Origin of the sequence: Kitasatospora sp. NPDC002965, from assembly GCF_040611255.1 — a bacterium.
Taxonomy (GTDB): domain Bacteria; phylum Actinomycetota; class Actinomycetes; order Streptomycetales; family Streptomycetaceae; genus Kitasatospora.
This window is the reverse complement of record NZ_JBEXNT010000023.1, coordinates 40,703-58,552: the sequence shown is the minus strand read 5'-3', so window position 1 is coordinate 58,552 and position 17,850 is coordinate 40,703. Positions and strand designations below refer to the sequence as shown.

Below are 17,850 nucleotides of genomic sequence, written 5' to 3'. Positions count from 1 at the left end.
GCCAGCGTGCGTCCCAGGTTGCGGTAACTCGGCGGGTGCCTGTTGTCAGCCGACCGCCTGGCTGAGGAGCGCGGCCTCAGCTCGCAGGGCTCGTAGTCCGAGTCGTTCCTGCGGGATTCGCTGACGGGTGGCGATGAGGTTCGCGGCTGCGGGGCGGAGGTCGTCAGGCAACCAGGTGATCAGTGGCGTCGGGTCGTTGATGCCGCTGTTGGACTTGTCGGGACGTGGGGTGCCGTGGGCAAGCAGCCAGCGGTAAAGGGCTGCGGCGGGGCGGAGGGTGGGCAGGTTGTTCTGCTCGGCGGTGGCGGCTGCGCTCGCTGCGATGCGCAGTCCTGCGACGTCGAGGTCTCCGAAGTAGTAGGCGGCTGTAGGGCGGGGGTCGAGGAGGGTCAGGGCGGTGATGGAGACGGGGAACTGGTTTCCGCTACCCCAGCCGATATGGAGGTTAGGACGGCTGGTGGGGTCGAGGCTGCGGGCGATGGTGAGGAGGGAGTGGAAGGTGGCGTTGTTCTCGGCGACGAGGAGGCGTGGCTCACCGGTTCCGGGGACGTACTGCGACGGGAACGGTACGGGTGTGGGGTAGCACGCCAGGAGGTCGAGGTTGAGTGCGCCGCTGGTGAAGAGGCGCTTGGTGGTGTGGGCGGCGAGTGCCTTCTCGTCGTCGAGGATCTCCAGTGAGCGTTCCTCGATGGGCGCGGGTTCGGGGTGGGGGTTGTCGCGCAGCCAGAGGGCGATGCGTTCGAGAAGATCGTGTTCGTCCGGGCGGGTTGCGACTGCAGCGGCGTGTTCAAGAGCTTGTGGCCAGACCCGGTCTGCTGGCCGGGTCGTTGCGGGACGTACCGTTGTCTTGCCGATCCAGCGGGGAAGTGGCGGCTGGGTGCGATGGTCCCAGCCGGTGGGAGTCTTGGGGAGTTGGATGGCGCCGTCAGTGGCGAGCTCGGTGAGCGCTTCGGCGAGCCGGGTTCGTGCGCTCGGGTCGCCGAGCAGTGTGGGGTCGGCGGAGGTTGCGTGGCGCAGGAGGGTGTCGACCTGGACGCGCTGGCCCTGTTGCTCGGCGATATGAGCGGACAGGATGTCGATGAGAGGTCGGGTCATGGCGTCTCGCCGTCGGTGTTCGCCGTCTCGTCGTGGGCGACGCGGGCTCCGGTGATGTAGCCGGTTGTGGCTTCGCTGCTGGAAGCGGGGGTGTCGGGGACGATGTAGCGGCGGTTGTGGGTACGGCCCGGGCGGTTGTCGAGGCGGATGACGTTGGGGAAGAGCGAGATCGCGTTGGGGTCCTTGACGCCGGTGGTGTAGATGAGCTGGACCTTGTGTGCTGCCGCGACGGCACGCTGGAGGCGGACGAGGTCGCCGTGGGATGCGCGGCCGATCGGGTTGTCGAGCAGCAGCACCCCGCCGGATCGGTCCTTGCGGCCGGCGTTGGCGGCGCGCAGTGCCGCGATGGTGCAGTAGAGCGCGACGCAGACGGTGAGCTTCTCGCCTCCGGACCACTTGCCGAGGCGGGTGATGTCCTCGGTGGTGGCGACGGTGTCGCGGGCAGGCTTGAGTGCCTTGACGGTGAAGCCGCGGGGGCCGACGGCCTCGTGAACAGCTTCCTTGAGGAGGGGCAGTCCTTCAGGCTTGACGCCTTGGGTGACCCGCCGTTCGATGACGCGGTTGACGTAGGTGCGCAGGTCCGCGTCGCTGGCGGGTGCGTCGAAGGCGATGCGCAGCATCTGTTTGCCGGCCCAGCCGCCGGTCTTGGTGTTGACGCGCGAGTACCGCTCGGCCTTGCGCAGAGTGTCGAGGGTGTTGGCGACCAGGCGGGCGAGGGAGTTGGTGACGATCGCCTGGTCCTTGGCGATGCCGGCGAGTTCGCCGTCGATCATGTCCGCGCGCAGGGCGAGCTGGGTGGCGAGTTGCTGCGAGTTCTTGGCCAGGGTCTCCTCGGCGTCGTGGAGGACGCGGTCCTTGGCGGGCGTCGCGACGTTGGGGTACTTGGCTCCGAGGCTTCGAAGGGCGGCAACGGCCTTGGTCCGGGTGGCGGCTGCCTCGGTGCTGCCTTGCTCGGCTGTGCGGATCCGCGCGGTGATGTCGCGCTTGCGCTCCTGCGCCTGGGCCGTGGTGCCGGTGAACGCCGCCGCGCCGTCCGGATCCGGTTCGGGGAGGCCGTCGGTGAGGAGGTTGAAGAAGCTGATCGTGCCGTTGAGTTCGCTGTTCTTCTTCTCGAGGTCGGCGAGTTCGCGCTCGGCTTCGGACCTGCGTTCGCCGGTGCTCTGCCCGATCTGCTCCTGTTCGGCGGCGAGGGCGTCTGCGTGCTCGGCGCTGCTCGGCTCGGCTGGCAGGGCACGGCGTGGCGGGTCAGCACGCCGTTTCGCGACGGTCGTGAGCGCGTTGGTGTGCCGTTCGATGTCGGAGGCGGCCCGCCCTCGCTGGTCGATCGCGTCCCGCTCGGAGGTCCGGGCGACGGCAAGGGCTGCTGAACGCTGCTCGGCGGTCTGGCCATCCGCAGTGCGCAGCAGCTCGGCCGCATGAGCCTGGGTCTGGGGCGGAATACGGGTGAGGGCGGCGTTCTCCTTGGCGATCGTCTCGGTGAGTGTCTTCTCGCGCTCGGCGAGAACCGACTGGGCGGCCTGGACCTCCCACGCACGCTGGGCGTCGCGGTGTCGCTTGCGGAGCGCTTCGAGCGGGGCCTGTCGGTCGTCGTCGACGGTCGGCTCGGTGTCGAGGTAGATCAGTGAGCCGGCCTCGGAGCGCAGCGTGCCGACGGCTTCCCGCTCCTTCTCGGCGAGCGTCCTGTTGTGGGTTGCTGTCTCGAAGGCAGTGTTGGCCAGTTCCTCGAGTTGTTCGGCAAGCTCGGTTGCCGCGGCGCGGCGGCCTTCGGCGTCGCGCAGGTCGTCTCGCCAGGTTGCCGCGGTAGTGGTCCGCTCGGCCAGGCCTGCGAGTCGGGTGCGGCCCTTTTCGATGCGGGTGATATCGGCCTGAGTGGTGTCCTGGAGGACGCTGTCCTCGGCCTCGGCGCGATTCAGCTCGTCGAGCGCCTGCCTGGTGTTGCCCAGGGCGGTGTCGTGGGCGGTGATCGCCTGGTCGAGGTCGTTGATGCGGTGACTGAGAGCCGGCAGGTGGTCGGCCGGGCACTCCTCGACGAACGAGGTGACCGCGTCCAGGAGGCGGCGGTCCGCTCTCCTGGCCTCGGTCAGGGCAGCTTGCTTGGCAGTGTGGGCCTCGGTACGGGCCGTGACCTGGCGGATGGTCGTGTCGGTGGACGAAGCGTCGATCAGCCCGCGGTGCAGTCCAGTCCAGGCAGGCCCTGGGTTCTCGGCGGCTGCGGCCTGCGGGCCGTGAGCGGCGATGGCGGAGGCGGCCTGGGAGGTGTAGACGCCGACGAGTGCTGTGGTGGTGGCACCGACCGAGGCGAGAACGGTGACGGCTGCCTGTTGCTGCTCGGTCGGGATGACGACGCCGATGCCGATTCGCGAGAGGTGAGGGTCGGTGAGGGCTTCGGCGAGGCGGCTTTCCGGGAGGAGGGTCCCCAGGTGCTGCCAGCCTGTTTCGGCGGTGATGCCGTGTTCGGCGAGCGTGCTGCGGACGCGGTCGGCGTCCAGTGTCGTGGGCAGCAGGCCTGTCCGTGTGTGAGCGTCGAGGGTGCGCTTGTCGTCGAGGTGCTCCGCTTCCAGGCGGACCAGTTCGACGTCCACGTCAACGATGGCGTTCGAGAGCCGCCTGGTGAGTATGTCGGCCTCCGCCCACAGGTTCACCGGCGAGTCGTCGGTGGCTTCGATCAGGTCCTGGATGCGACGGTTCGCCGCGAGCTCGTCGGCGCGGCGTGTGAGGGTCTCGCGTTCGCTGGTCAGGGTGGAGCGGTCGCCGTCGAGTCGGGTGCGTTCGCCGGTGTGGACAGCGATCTTGTTGGTCAGCTCGGTGCGGAGGGCCGGCCGCTGGGCGCGTCGTGCCCGGATCTCCCCCAGGACACCCTCGAGCCCTTCCAGTTGCACCTTGAGGGTGGTGTCGTGGGCGGCCGGATCGGTGGCCTCGGTGGGCAGTGCGCCCTCGCGGACCGCCGCGCGAAGATCCGCGGCCAGTCGGTCGAGATCGGCGCGAGCCCTGGCGATGTCCTTGTCGGCCGCTGATGCCGCGCCTCGCGCATCCGCCGTCGCGCGGAGGTGACCCTCGCGTTTCTCGGCCGCTTCCGTGGCGTCATCGTCGGCGGTCTTGGCACGCGCGTCGTGTTCCTCGGCGAGGCCCGTGAGCCGGTGCCGAAGGCGCGCGGTGTGCTCGTCGTGCTCGCGGCGCTGTGGTTCGCTTTGGGCGCGTTCGTCCTCGGCCTCGCGCCGGGTGACGTCGAGGGCCTGCTTAGCTTCGGCTCTGGCCGCCAGGCGCTCGGTGGCCTCCCATGCTGCCACCAGAGCACCTGCTTCGGTGACCGCCCGATCGGCCTCATTGAACTGGTCTCGCGCATCGGCGATCCGGAGCTCGGCTGCGCGCTTCTCGTAGAGGTAGACGAGATCGTAGGCGACGCCGCGCTCTGTCTCGGCTGCTGACTTGCGTGCTTCGGCACTGGCCTTGTGCTCGGCGAGGGCCTCCTGTTCGGCCTGCGCCTCGGTGACCGTCGTGCTGAACGCGGCAGCGAGTGTGGCGCCTTGGGCGATGGCGCGGCCGAGTGTGATCTGGGAGTCTTCCACGTCCTGATGGGCGACTGTCACTCGTTCCAGCCCGGTGGTGGCATCCAGGCAGAACGCCCGCTCGGCTTCCCTGCCTGGTTTGGTGGCGAGCAGTGACGCGATGGAGGAGAGCCGTTCGGCGACGTTGGTCGCGTCGTCCGGGGAGACCGTGAGGTCGATGAGGAGGTCGATGAACTCGCGGGCGGAGGAGAATTTGAACAGCTCGTCCACGCCGCCCTCGACGTGGTTCATCTGCTTCTGGGTCCGGAACAGTGAAGGGTCCACGCCCCGGTTCGCCAGCTGCGTCGTCCAGTCATGCTGCCGCTCGGTGGTGACCAGGTCCATCGCGTGGGGATGGGCTGCTGCGGCCTCCTTGAGTTTGGCGATGAACGTCGCCCGCCGCCGGGGGGCTTCGGTCTCGTCCAAGATCGGCAGCCGCTCCAGGTCGATGACACCGGGAACCGCGTAGAAGGCGTAGAAGGTGGTGTCGAGCTTGTCGCGGGCCCGGTCGGCATCGGCGGGACGGCGCAGGTCGGCCCACTCGTAGACGACACCGGTGACCAGGACGCGGTCGGGCCGACCATCGAGGGTCTGCGAGGTGGCAGGGTGCCAGACGGCAACGGTGTGGGAGGTGTCACCGGAGTCGACGTAGTCGGTCAGGCTGCGCTTGACGGCCCGGCCCATGAAGTCGGTCGCCCTGGGCAGCATGAGCGCGTAGAAGAGCGAGAGCAGCGAGGACTTGCCGCCGCCGTTGCGCAGCCACACGATTGAGTCGTCCGGGGTGGCGACGATGCCGTGCGGGGCGGTGAAGTCCAGGGTGACGTCGGTGAAGCGGGCGGAGCGTTCGCCGATGGAGTGCAGGCGCAGGGCCGCGAGGTGGTAGGTCACTTCTCCTCCGTCGTGTGGTCGTCGTTGCCGGAGGTGACCGCTGCGGTCGCAGGGCCTTCGCTGCGGGCGAGGGCGGCGAGGAAGGTGTACGCGGGTTCGCTGGCCATGTCCTTGACCTGGACGCGGAACCGTTCGGTGAGGATCCACGCGCCGTCGGTGCCATCCGTGCGGGCCATGCCCTGTTCGACCAGCCAACCGAGGGTGTTGCGGACCCAGTAGAGAGTGCACTTGGGCGACAGCCGTCCCGAACCGCGTCCGCGGTCACCTACCAGGGTGGAGGGCAGTTCGTGGTAGACGCGCCAGGCTTCGTCGAGGCCTTCCTCCGGGATGGTCTCGCCTGCGGCATCGACGACCTGCAGGCGCTCGCAGAGGGTTCGCATCCACTGCTCGAACTCCGTGTCCGGCACACGGCGGATGCGCTCCTCGTCGAGTTCGGCCGGGCTCGGGTAGGCGTAGGCGGCTATCCCGACCAGGACGAGCCCGGCGAGCAGCCGGCCGGTTCGCGTCCCGGCGTTCGGCATGTCGGTGACGCGGAAGGCGAACGGGGATTCCGGTTCGACACCGAGGACGAGGCCGAAGTCCCCGTCGGACAGGACCCGGGCGCCGAGGCCGTGCAGGACGGCGTCGGCGGCGGTGCGGAACTGCGGCTCGCTGCGGTAGCGGCCGAGCAGGCGGCGGTACTCGGGGCTGCGGCCGGGGCGCTGCGTGGGCTGGAGTGCGTACCCGATGAGGGTGCCCAGGTCGGTGTGGTCGGTCTGTGTCAGCGTCATGCGCTCTCCTGAGCAGAGCGGTGGAGGGAGGTGACCGGGGTGGGGTCTGCGGTCTCGAGGGCGTCCGGGTGTGCGGCGATGATGAGATCGTCGCCGTCCCAGCCGGCGAGGCGCAGGGGCAGGCCGTCGGTGTCGGCTGCCGCGCGCGGACCGAGGATCTGTGCCGCAAGGTCGGCGGAGACCGGTTGGCCGGGTTCGAGGTCCTCGGGGGCGTAGCACCACAGCGCGGTGAGGGCGAGGATTTCTGCGGTCTGCTGGCGCTGCCGGGGATCAGCGGGTTCTTCGCCGGTCAGGGCGCTGGCCAGCAGGGTCGACAGTCGCGTGGGCATGCCGGTCCGCGCGACGATGTGCTGGGCCGCTGTGATGACCTCGGGCGGGATGGTCTGCGGGTCCGCGTCGCCGACCTCCTCGTCCGTGTCGCCGAGATCGCGCGTGTCGTCCAGGGGGCCACGGGCGGCCCACAGATCGTCGATCAGCCGGTACAGCCGCGGGAGTTTGGGCGGCCTTGGTCCGGTGATGTCGGACAGCCATCGGTCCACCACCAGGAGGGCGGTCTCCGTGTCGAGGCCGAGGAGCGGGGTGAGCACTTCCTGGCCAAGGTCTGGCAGGTAGCCCAAGGCCGGAGGCCGGAACGCCTGCCGGTCCTGTTCATCGAGGAAGACGCTGCGGGCGGTGATCACCTGACGGTGCAGCGCCTCGTGCCGGCGCGCGCACTCGGTGAGAATTCCCGCGATCCGGACGGCCGCAGCGGTCACCTGCTCGTCCTCGGAATCGAGCGATTCGCGGACCTTCAGCAGGAGGCGGTGCTCCGACTCCAGGCGGCCGGAGATGTGTTCACGTGCCGCATCGAGGCGTGCCGGGACGTCATTGGCCCACTGGTCCATCACGGACCGCAGGTCCCGGCGCGTGTCCTTGATCAGCCTGTTGAGATCGTCAGCGAGCGAGACTGAGAGCAGGCGGGCACGGACGGCGGCTCTTTCGGCTGCGGCGAACGCGCCCTTGGCGAGCTGGCGTTCCAGCATGAGCTCGTTGGCGACCTGTTCGTCCTCGACGTCGAACTCCAGGCCGCCGATCAGGGCGTTGATCGCATCCCGGGTCGCGTTCAGGACGACCTCACCACGTACGGGGTCTTCGCGCTCGATGAGCAGCCGGAACTGCACCTGCCGTTGCTGGTGAGCTCCGTCCTCGCTGGTGTAGTCGCTGATCCGGTAGGTGAACGGCGCCTCGCGCTGGGCTCGGTTGAGCAGCGCGTCGAGGGTGTACCTGGCGACCTTGAGATGCTCATCCGCGGGACGGCCGGGCGCGGCCCGGCGGGCGAGCGCCGCGAGCCCCTCGGTCACCGCCGGGTAGGTGGCCTCGTCCTCGAAACCCTGCTGCGCGATGATCAGGTCGATGGCAGCGAGAGCGAATGTCGCGACATCGTAGGTGGCGTCCGGCCAGTCCTGGCGCGCGGAGCTCGCAGCGGCTTCCGCGATGGGGCGGGAGCGCATCAGCACGGCAACGCGCGCCGGAAACGTGCGGTCGAACACCGACAAGTCCCCGGGACCGGGCATCGAGGACGCGGCTCTGCCATCGACCTCGTCGAAGGGTATGTCCAACGTGCGCTCCTTCCCCGAGCCAGCGCATGGTCCGTACCGTAACCGCTCGCACCGACAGTGCGCTGGGAGATCGCTGACACAGGTTGGCTCGCCCACCGACATCACACGGATCTCGGTCTACCGGGCACACTTCGAGAGCAGCACAAGGACGGGAAGGTCTCCCGTGGCTGGCACGGGGAAGGGGTATCGGAGGCGGCTGGCAGATACCCCTTCCCTGCGGAGCGCCAGCGACCCAGGCGCTCCGGCTGCGGCGGTCCTCAGGCTGCATCCAGCAGCGGCATCGACGCCATTGCCGTTTCGCTCGCCAGCTGGAAGCCGCAGTCCCCTGGACGCGGGCCCAGCCTCTGCAATGTCAAGGCTGCCAGCAGTCCGGCCCCGGGCGCGCTCATGGGAGAGCGCTGGGTTCCGAGGAAGACGACGCCGAGCTCGACGCTGTTGTTCTCCGCGCTCATAGGAGAACTTCACGCTGGTCATCAGCAGAAGGTGGTGGTCGATCGAGCGGAACCTGGTGTGGTTGCACACGTATGAGCCGTTGAACTTCGCGCGCTGTCATGTGCGCTCTGCCGCCACACCCAGCTGGCGAGTGGATCACACGCTGAGCGTTCCCTTGCACAGACCAGCGGGGTGGGCCGCGTTCCTGGAACGAATGCCCAGGCGCGAGTGACGTGCTTCGACAGACGTCGTCCTCGCTTGGCTATACGGTTTGGTCAACAGTCCTGATCAGGTATGGCACCGAAGGAGATCGTTGTGAGGCCGACGCTGGCTGCCGCACAGTTGCGGGGCAGTCTGACCCAGTACCTCACCACCACCTACGCGCTGACCGACGAGGACACGCGAGTCTCGCTGGAACGCTTTCTGGAGGACCCGGAGAGCGGCATCTTCCGCGGCCCCTTCCTGCGGATCCGGGCACCATTCCATGCTGCGGACGAGGCGTGGCGGCAGCACCTGGAATGGACTCCAGGCTTCACGCCGTACCGGCACCAGGCGAAGGCGTTCGAGCGGCTGAGCACGCTGCACGGCCCGGCCCGGCCGACCCTGATCACCACCGGCACCGGATCGGGCAAGACCGAGTCGTTTCTGGTTCCTATCCTGGACCACTGCCGTCGGCAGCGGGCGCTGGGCCGGACCGGAGTCAAGGCCGTCCTGCTGTACCCCATGAATGCGCTGGCCACCGATCAGGCTGGCCGTATCGGCGACTACCTGGCCCATCCCGACCTCGCCCAGGTGACCGCCGGGCTCTACATCGGCGACCGTCCCGACACGGACTTCCGCCGAGTGATGACCCGCCGGGAGGACATGCGACGCACGCCGCCGGACATCCTGATCACCAACTACAAGATGCTCGACCTGCTTCTGCAGCGTGCCGAGGACCGCCCGTTGTGGGTGGACTCGGACCTGGCCTTCGTCGTGCTGGACGAGTTCCACACTTACGACGGCGCGCAGGGGACGGACGTGGCGATGCTGCTGCGGCGGATGGCGGCGGTCACCGGGAAGAGTGAAAAGGACCGCCCGCTGGGGTCCATCTGCCCGGTAGCCACCTCGGCGACGCTGGGCGAGGGCGGTGCACCCGTCGGCTCGGAGGCGGGGGCGTCCGATGGGATTCGCGATGTCGCGGCGCAGGTCTTCGGTATGACGTTTCCTGCCGATTCGGTCATCGGCGAAGAGCGCATGACGGCCGAGCAGTTCACCGGTGCGGTGGACTACGAGCTGCCCGACCCGCCGTCCCCGGAGGAGGTCGTCGCCTGCTCCGGTGGACCCGGTGTGGAGTCCCGCCCGGATCGTCTCGACCTCGATGCGCTTGCCGAACGGCTTCTGGGGCGCAAAGGTCTGACCCCGTTCCAAATGGGGCGGATGCTGAGGCGTCATGACTTCACCCAGGGCGTGCTGTCGTTGTTGAACGGTGAGCCGCTCAGCGAGTGGGAGCTTCGTGACCGGCTGAGCCGCTTCGGCTATGTCTGGGGTCGTACGGCACGCGAGAACCCACGGCTGGCCCTACAGGCACTGTCACGGTTCGTGGCCTTGCTGTCAGCTGCGCGAGATCCGGAATCGGACGAGCAGCGCCCGCGCCCGTTGCTGCACATCGAGGTGCATCTGTGGGTCCGTCCGGTGGGCCGGGTGCTGCGCGGGGTCGGCCGAGCTCCTGAGTTCCGCTGGTACGAGGACGACCGCACCGCCGCGCGCCGTGCTGCCCTCGCAGCCGCTCCTCCGATCACCAGCGACGAGTCCGAAGGGTCATCGAACAACTGGTTTGTCGGCGACTCCCGTCGGCCGCAGCCGATCCCCGGGTCCGACACGGTACTGCGCGCGGCCGAGGTGCACCTGCCAGCGGTCTACTGCCGTACCTGTGGCCGGTCCGGATGGGCCGCGCTGTCACCAGAAGCTGATCCGCAGCAATTGGTCGTGGCGCAGGACAAAATCTGGAAAGCCAGCGTGGGCCGCGACAAGCGGCGGATCCGCTACTTCATCTCCGCGACCCCCATCGAGGCGCAGGAAGCTCTGGACGCGCTCTCGGCGCCGAAGGCTCCCTCCGGGAGTGGAACGGACCCGCTGTCAGTCCTGGTCCTGGACGGTGCAGGACAGAGCTACCGGATGCCCACGCCCAAGGACGCGGCCGAGCTGCAGGACGCATGGTTCGCCCTGGCGATCACCGATCCCAAGAGCGCCGACCGGGCCGCCACCGACGAGCGCTGCCCGGCCTGCGGCAGTGACAACTCGATGCGGTTCCTCGGCACCAGGCTGGCCGCCCTCGCAGCGGCCTCAGTCACCCAGCTGTTCACCGGCGGCGACATCGCGCTTGTCCCCGAAGAACGCAAGACGCTTCTCTTCAACGACTCCACCCAGGATGCCGCCCACCGGGCCGGCTACATCGCCAACCGCTCCTTCACCTTCTCGATGCGCTCGCTGCTGGCACACAATATGGAGGATTCGGGTGAGCCGCTGCCGTTGAACGACCTGATCGGCAACGTGCTGGACGCCGTCGACGATCCGGACGCACTGGCCGCGGTCGTGCCGCCAGACCTCTACGACGAGGCGGGGGTGGACCGGCTGCTCTCCGGTAAGGGCACCGGGGATGTACGGACCTGGAAGCTGATCGGTGAGCGGTTGGCCTTCGCCACGGTGATGGAATTCGGTCTGCGGTCCCGTCAGGGCCGCACTCTGGAACTGACCCGTACCGCCGCCGCCGAGGTTCTGATCGAGGACCCGGAGAGGATCACCGATCTGGCCCGAGACCTGCACCTGGCCCTGCCGGGCCAGCTGGTGGCCGTTGGCCCGCTGCCGACCCCGGAGCGCTACCTGGCCTTCGTACGCGGCCTGCTGGAGCGAGTGCGCCAGCGTGGCGGAGTACGGCACCGCTGGTTGGAGCCGTGGATGAAGGACGCGGGGGTGACCCGCTTCAAGATCTGGGGCGGCCGCCCCGACGGGATGCCGGCCTTCCCGGACGGGCTGGCCGCGCCGCGGTTCCTGATGGAGGCACCCAAGGACAAGTCAATCTTCGACTCGGTGACCGGGCGTCAGAACTGGTACCAGGACTGGGCCCGGCGTTGCCTGGGCCTGAGCGCTGACGGGGCCGGCGAGTACCTGCGGCGCCTGCTTCCACTCCTGGCCGAGGAGCGCGTCCTGGCGGTGCGCACCGCGCAGGACCGGGCCACCCGCGTCTACGGGCTGCAGCCCGGGCACATCGCCGTCCGGCTGCTAGCTGACGAGTCCGTGAACAAGGCCTTCGTCAGCTGCGAAGCCTGCGGCTGGCAGCAGGTCGTGCCCCCGGAACGGCGGACCCGCTGGTACGGGCACCCCTGCCCGCGCTACCGCTGCTCCGGGACGCTGACGGCGCCGCAGCCCGGTGCGCCGGCCTCGGGCAGCAGCACCACCTCGGGCTTTGGCGGCGCCCGGCCGCGCGACTACCGCGACGACTACTACCGCCACCTCTACCTGACCGGCGGCACCTTCCGGGTGGTCACCGCCGAACACACCGGCATGCTGACGCGCCCTCAGCGCGAGCGGGTCGAGCGGACCTTCCGCGAGGCCAACCACTACACCGACCCCAACGTGTTGTCCTGCACACCGACGCTTGAACTAGGCATCGATATCGGTGATCTTTCCGCGGTCCTGCTGGGTTCGCTGCCCAAGGGCCCGGCGAACTACGTCCAGCGGGCCGGGCGAGCCGGCCGGAAGACCGGCAACGCCCTGGTGGTGGCGTTCGGCGGGCGCCGGGCCCGGGACCTGTACTACCTGGACGAGCCCCGCGAGATGATCGCCGGTGAGATCACCCCGCCCGGCTGCTATCTGTCCGCCGTTGAGATCCTGCGCCGCCAGTACACCGCGCACCTGCTCGACCTGGCCGCCGGCGGCCTGCTGACCACAGCCGACGTTGAGCCGCTGCCACCCGCCCCGCGGCTGGCCTCCGCGCTGTTCGGCGCCTCCGGCTGGTGCCAGGACCTGGCCGACGCCGCGCTCACCCACGGCGCGGTACTCGTGGAGCGCTTCCTCGAGCTGTTTCCCGCAGGGATCTTCTCTCATGCCGCGGACGAACTGCGCGGGTATGCGACGCGCGGGATTCAGCGCGCACTCCAGGAAGCCGAGGAGAGCTGGACCGCGCGGCGCGACGACCTGCGGCGGCGAATCGCCGCGATCGACCAGGCAGCGAACGGTCTGATCCGCACCGACCCCGAGCAGGACCGTGAGCGCAAGGAACTCCTGGCCGAGCGCCGCGCCACCGGAGACCTGCTGCGCGATCTGAGCCAGAACAGTGCGCACAATGCCATGGTGGAACTGGGCCTGCTGCCCAACTACAGCCTCGCCGACACCGTCACCTCCCTCGAAGCCACCCTGTACTGGACCGAGGAGCCCGACGGAGCCGACAACACCGAGGCGGCCCCCGACGGATCGACGCCGCCCAAGAAGGGCTACCACGGCGAGACCCGGACCTACGAACGCTCGCGCAAGTTGTCCCTGACCGAGCTGGCGCCGGGCAACACCTTCTATGTCAACGGCTACAAGCACGTCGTTCGCGCCCTGGATATCGGCAGCCCCGAGCACCGGGCCTGGTCGGTCTGGCGAATGTGCCCGGGCTGCGGCTACACCCGTACCGAGAACGCCCTCACAGACGCCTCCGCCTGCCCGCGCTGCGGCGGACGGGAGATCGCTGACGCAGGGTGTGTCGCCTATGTGCTGGAACCCAAGCGGGTGATCGCCCGTGACAAGCGCGACGACGCCCGGGTCCGCGACGATAAGGAGGAACGGGACCAGCGCCGCTACGCGCAGCTGACCACCGTCGACATCGACCCCGTCCACCTTGTCCCCGGCTCCTGGCGACACAACAACGCCATCTTCGGCGTGGACTTCACCCGAAGGGCTGTCGTCCGCACCCTTAACCTCGGCCTGGACCGGCAGGACGGCAGCAGCACTACACCCCTGGCTGGCATCGACGTCCACATCAACCCCTTCTACGTCTGCACCAGCTGCGGCGGTGCGACCGCCGACGGCAAGCCGGTCGTCCAACAGTCACAGAACGCCCTGACCGAGTCCCTCGCCGCCAGCACCAAGGCCAGCGCCCACCACCTGCTCTGGTGCCCGCGCCGACGGACCCGCAGCACCTCTCCGACTCCGACCACGAAGAGGGCCAGTACCAGTGCAGGCGAGGATGTTCCCCTTCTACTGGCCCACGAGCTGGTGACCGAGGCGGTCCGGATCCTGCTACCGGCCTCCGTGGCCCGCGCCAAGGAACGGCTCGCCTCCTTCACCGCCGCCCTGTTCACCGGCATCGCCGCCCGCTATGGCGGCGACCCCGACCACATCGACATCGCCGCCGTCTCCATGCCCGACAGCGCCGACTCCGACTGGCCGCGACGCTTCCTGGTGGTCTACGACCGCCTGCCTGGCGGCACCGGCTACCTGCACCGGCTCGCCAGCGCGGAAGGCTTCCGCGAGGTACTGCTGCTGGCCCGCGAGGTCATCGAGAACTGCCCCTGCATCGAGAAGGGTCTCGACGGCTGCCACCGCTGCCTGCTGCGCCGCGTCCCCGCGGGGGACTACGACAAGGTCAGCCGCAACGAGGTCCGTCAGATGCTCGCTGACCTGCTCGGCAGCGGCGATGACGGCTCCGGCTGGAAGACCACGCCCATCGCGGCCACCCACCACATCCCCATGGAGCAGCAGGCCGAGAGTGACCTGGAGCTGATGTTCCTGGACACACTCCAGCAGTGGGCCAAGCAGCGCGAGCAGAAGGCCGCGGCCACCGCCTACACCACCACCAGCGGCACCCAGTCGCTCGGTCTGCGCCTTACCGGTGCCAATGGGGGCACGGTGAGCTGGAAGGTCTCTCAGCAGCGCACCTTGGACGGCACCCGCCCGGATGTCCTGTTCGAGCGCACTGATGTCGAACGCAGCCCACGGATCGCCCTCTACCTGGACGGCTTCGAGTTCCACGCCAGCGAACGCCACAACCGTCTCGCAGACGACGCCGTCAAGCGCGGGCGGCTTCGGGCCGAAGGACTGCGGGTCTTCCAACTGACCTATCAGGACGTCAAGGCCTGGACCATCCGCGTGCGCGACGCCGGTTACACCGCCCCGGCTGGCGGCGACTGGGCCTGGCTGCCCTATCCGGACCGGAGTCAGGGCGAAGGCAAGGCCCGCAACTGGTACTCCGCCATGCGCGGCGGACTGCCCGGGGAGCTCGCCGAGACCGTCTGGGTCAATCCCTGTGACCTGTTGCTGGCCTACCTGCGGGACCCCGACAACGAACGCTGGCTGTGGCGAGCAGAAGCTGCCATCGCTGGGCTGACCGGAGTCGGCACGGCGGGCGCGGCCCTGGCCGCAGCGGTTGTCGGCGACCAGCTGACCGACGCCCTGCACGGCGGCATTCCCACCGGTCCGCGCGGCCCGGTCCAGCTGCTGACCAGCACCGATGCCTCCGGCGGATGCGTGGTGGCAGTCGCTGACGGCCGACACAAGCCACCGATCTGGACTGCCATCACCGTCCTCGATGACAGTGACCGCGCCGTTGCCGGCGATCCTGGCCATAAGCGCCGCTGGCAGTCCTGGCTGTACTGGAGCAATCTGCTGCAGTTCCTGGACCACGGCGGAGGCGACAGTGCCCAGCTGACCACCACTCAGCTGCCCGGCTTCTCGCCGGAGGTCCTCGCGGTGACCGGTGGTTTGGGCTGGATGAGCTCCACCCGGCTAACCGTCCCGCTGACGGGAGTGGTTGCTGAGGACTTGGTCCAGGACTCCGGTGCGCTCCCGGAGGCCCCAAGCGAGCAGCGAGCTCTCCTCGAAGCGCCCTCACCCGCGCCTACTCCGGTCCTCATCACGGCACCACAGCCACGCGACCCGGGATGGGACCAGGCCATCGAGTACCTGGAACACGACGAGCCCGGCCTCACCGAGTTCGCCGAGGCCGTTGCCGAGCGCGGTGCCCCGTTGCCCGAGGGCGGCTTCGAGCTCGACGATCGCGGCTGGCAGGCCGAGTTGGCCTGGGCGCGGCACAAGGTCGCGATCGTCCTCGCGCCGCGGCCCCAGCCCGATGGTGAAGCCGATCACGAGGCTGCCGACCGCGACCGGGCGTTCACCGAGCAGGGCTGGGACGTCCGCCCCGTAGCCGCGTGGACCGTCGATGAGCTGGTAGAACTGCTGCACGGAAGTAGTCACCATCCGAACCACGGTCCGAACCAGGGGGAGCAGCAGCGATGACCACCACCGGAGTGACCCTGCGGCTGCTGGACAAAGCCGACAAGGAGATTCTCAAGCTCCCCCGGTCGGTCAAGGGCGCGATCTACGACTTCCAGCACAAGTTCAAGGAAAACCCGCGGGCCACTGGGCTGAATCTCAAGCAGCTCAAGGGCGACAGCCGGCTGTGGTCGGCCCGCGTAAACGACGAGTACCGGGCGCTTTTGCTGCACCTGGCCGACGACGACTGGCTTGTTGTCTCGGTCAAGCACCGCAAGGACGTCTACAACAATCTGGACCGGCTCAGCTACGGGATCAACCAGATCACCGGTGGCATCGAGTACGTCGACCTCCAGGTGGTCGAGGAGAGCCTGCTTCGCCGGCCTATGGTCCCGCAGCCGCCCACGACGCCCGCACCCGTCGTCGCGCCCCCTGCGGTACCGGCCCCGCTCTTCGCCGCATTCACCGAGCAGCAACTCGGTGAGCTGGGGGTTGCCGAGTCTCTCATCCCCGTGGTCCACGGCCTGACCGCCGAGGACCAACTGCTCGGGCTGATCGAGTACGCCCCGCAGCTCACCGGCGAGGTCCTGCTCGCCCTGTTCGACGGCAAGTCCTATGACGACGTCCTGGACCAGATCACCACCCCGGTAGCCGCGACCGCCCCGGTCGACACCGAGGACTTCAAGGCCGCAGCCGAGCGTCCGGCCACTATGGTCACCACCACCGACGAGGCGCTGCGTCAGGCCCTGGAGGGCGGCGACTTCGGCCGCTGGAAGGTGTTCCTACACCCCACCCAGGCCAAGCTCGTCAAGCGCGACTACTCGGGCCCGGCTCGCGTCGGAGGCGGACCCGGCACCGGCAAAACCATCGTCGCCCTGCACCGGGTCCAGCACCTGGTCGCCGCCCTGCCTCCGGGCCACAACAAACCGGTTCTGCTGACCACCTTCAACAAGAACCTCGCCGCCGACCTACGCTCACGGCTGCTGGAGCTTGGCGGCCAGGACTTGCTGGCCCGGGTCGAAGTGACCCATTTGGACCAACTGGCGTTGCGCATCGTACGGGAAGCCGAACCGGGCAGCTCCAAGCAAATCGTTGACGACAACCAGGCGCTGCGCGAATGGCGACTGATGCTGGACGAGCTGGACGCCGACGGCTGGGATGCCCAGTTCCTGCACGACGAGTGGTCCCAGGTCATCCTCGGGCAGGTGGTAACTAGCCGGGCCGAGTACTTCCAAGCCCGTCGGACAGGCCGCGGCAAGACCGTCTCCCGCGCCGAGCGGGCAGAGATCTGGCAGTTCGCGGAGGCCTTCACCAGCCGCCTGGAGCGACTGGGCAAGCAGACCTGGCGTCAGGTCGCCGAGCGGGCTGCCCGTCTGGAGCGTGAACGCGAGCAGCGGATGCTCGCCATCGAGCAGCAGACCGAGCAGGGCGGTGGCCTCGGCAACATCCACGTTCAGGCGGGGTCAGGCGGATGGCTGCGCTACCGCTACCGCCACATCGTCGTGGACGAGGCCCAGGACCTCAACGCTGCCCACTGGAAGATGCTCCGGGCGATGACCGGGCACGAGCGCAACGACATCTTCCTGGTCGGCGACACCCACCAGCGCATCTACGACAACCAGGTGACACTGGGAAGCCTCGGAATCAACATCCGAGGCCGCTCCGCCAAACTGACACTCAGCTACCGAACCACCCGTCAGATCCTCGGTTCCGCACTCGGCGTCCTGCGCGGCGAGAGCTTCGACGACCTCGACGGCAACGCCGAGACCCTCGACGGCTACCGCTCGGTGCTCAGCGGCGGCGCCCCAGAGCTACACCCCGCCGCCGACTGGGACGCCGAACGGCAGGCCATCGTGGAACGCATCTCCTCCTGGGACGACATCCCACTGGAGCAGATCGCGATCTGCGTCCCCACCAACGACATGGCCAGCCAGATTGCTCATAGCCTCGCCGAGGCCGGAATCAAGCCCGTCGAGATCGGCCCGGACGGCCCCCGCAGCGAGGCCGGCGTGCATATCGGCACGATGTTCCGCTTCAAGGGACTTGAGTACCAGCGCATGGTCATCGCCGGTGTCAGCGACGGCCTGGTCCCGCGGGCCGCTGTCAACCGTCTGCGCGACACCGACCCAGCCCGTTACCGCCGCGAACTCCAGCGCGCCCGCTCCCTGCTCTTTGTCGCCAGCACCCGCTCCCGCGATACCCTCGCCATCTTCTGGCACGGCGCCCCGAGTCCGTTCCTGGTGCCACTGATCGCTTGAGCGGACGTACGCGGGTAGCACGGCAGGCAGG

The 17,850-nt window shown here is 68.9% G+C and carries 7 protein-coding genes; 2 read left to right on the top strand and 5 right to left on the bottom strand.

Going from position 1 to position 17,850, the window contains the following annotated elements; genetic code table 11:
- Positions 1 to 45 precede the first annotated feature (45 nt).
- The 5 genes from ABZY91_RS12725 to ABZY91_RS12705 all read right to left on the bottom strand — a co-directional run bounded on the left by ABZY91_RS12725 (position 46) and on the right by ABZY91_RS12705 (position 8,348).
- Positions 46 to 1,095: a hypothetical protein gene (locus ABZY91_RS12725; protein ID WP_355401956.1), complete on the bottom strand. Its 1,050-nt coding sequence runs from the start codon at positions 1,093 to 1,095 to the stop codon at positions 46 to 48.
- Entirely contained in the window at positions 1,092 to 5,528 is a 4,437-nt protein-coding gene (locus ABZY91_RS12720) for a hypothetical protein (protein ID WP_355401954.1), read from the bottom strand. The genes ABZY91_RS12725 and ABZY91_RS12720 overlap by 4 nt, the downstream gene beginning before the upstream one ends.
- Positions 5,525 to 6,298, bottom strand: coding sequence for a hypothetical protein (locus ABZY91_RS12715; protein WP_355401952.1), 774 nt, complete (start codon positions 6,296 to 6,298; stop codon positions 5,525 to 5,527). Before ABZY91_RS12715 ends, ABZY91_RS12720 begins: the two co-directional genes overlap by 4 nt.
- Complete coding sequence (locus ABZY91_RS12710) at positions 6,295 to 7,896, bottom strand: hypothetical protein (protein WP_355401950.1); 1,602 nt, start codon at positions 7,894 to 7,896, stop codon at positions 6,295 to 6,297. Before ABZY91_RS12710 ends, ABZY91_RS12715 begins: the two co-directional genes overlap by 4 nt.
- Before the next feature lie 257 nt (positions 7,897 to 8,153).
- A complete protein-coding gene (locus ABZY91_RS12705) occupies positions 8,154 to 8,348 on the bottom strand; it encodes a hypothetical protein (RefSeq protein ID WP_355401948.1) in 195 nt (64 codons plus the stop codon).
- Between the two features lie 295 nt (positions 8,349 to 8,643).
- Between ABZY91_RS12705 and ABZY91_RS12700 the strand changes: the two genes are divergently transcribed.
- Both ABZY91_RS12700 and ABZY91_RS12695 read left to right on the top strand, forming a co-directional pair.
- Positions 8,644 to 15,585, top strand: a complete 6,942-nt coding sequence (locus tag ABZY91_RS12700) for a DEAD/DEAH box helicase (RefSeq protein ID WP_355401946.1) — start codon at positions 8,644 to 8,646, stop codon at positions 15,583 to 15,585.
- A complete protein-coding gene (locus ABZY91_RS12695) occupies positions 15,582 to 17,819 on the top strand; it encodes a UvrD-helicase domain-containing protein (RefSeq protein WP_355401944.1) in 2,238 nt (745 codons plus the stop codon). The genes ABZY91_RS12700 and ABZY91_RS12695 overlap by 4 nt, the downstream gene beginning before the upstream one ends.
- Positions 17,820 to 17,850 lie beyond the last annotated feature (31 nt).

Bases quoted from the DNA above. Each gene is read 5' to 3' on its own strand.
- ABZY91_RS12705 (WP_355401948.1), bottom strand. From the start codon at position 8,348: ATGAGCGCGGAGAACAACAGCGTCGAGCTCGGCGTCGTCTTCCTCGGA.
- ABZY91_RS12695 (WP_355401944.1), top strand. From the start codon at position 15,582: ATGACCACCACCGGAGTGACCCTGCGGCTGCTGGACAAAGCCGACAAG.
- ABZY91_RS12725 (WP_355401956.1), bottom strand. From the start codon at position 1,095: ATGACCCGACCTCTCATCGACATCCTGTCCGCTCATATCGCCGAGCAA.
- ABZY91_RS12715 (WP_355401952.1), bottom strand. From the start codon at position 6,298: ATGACGCTGACACAGACCGACCACACCGACCTGGGCACCCTCATCGGG.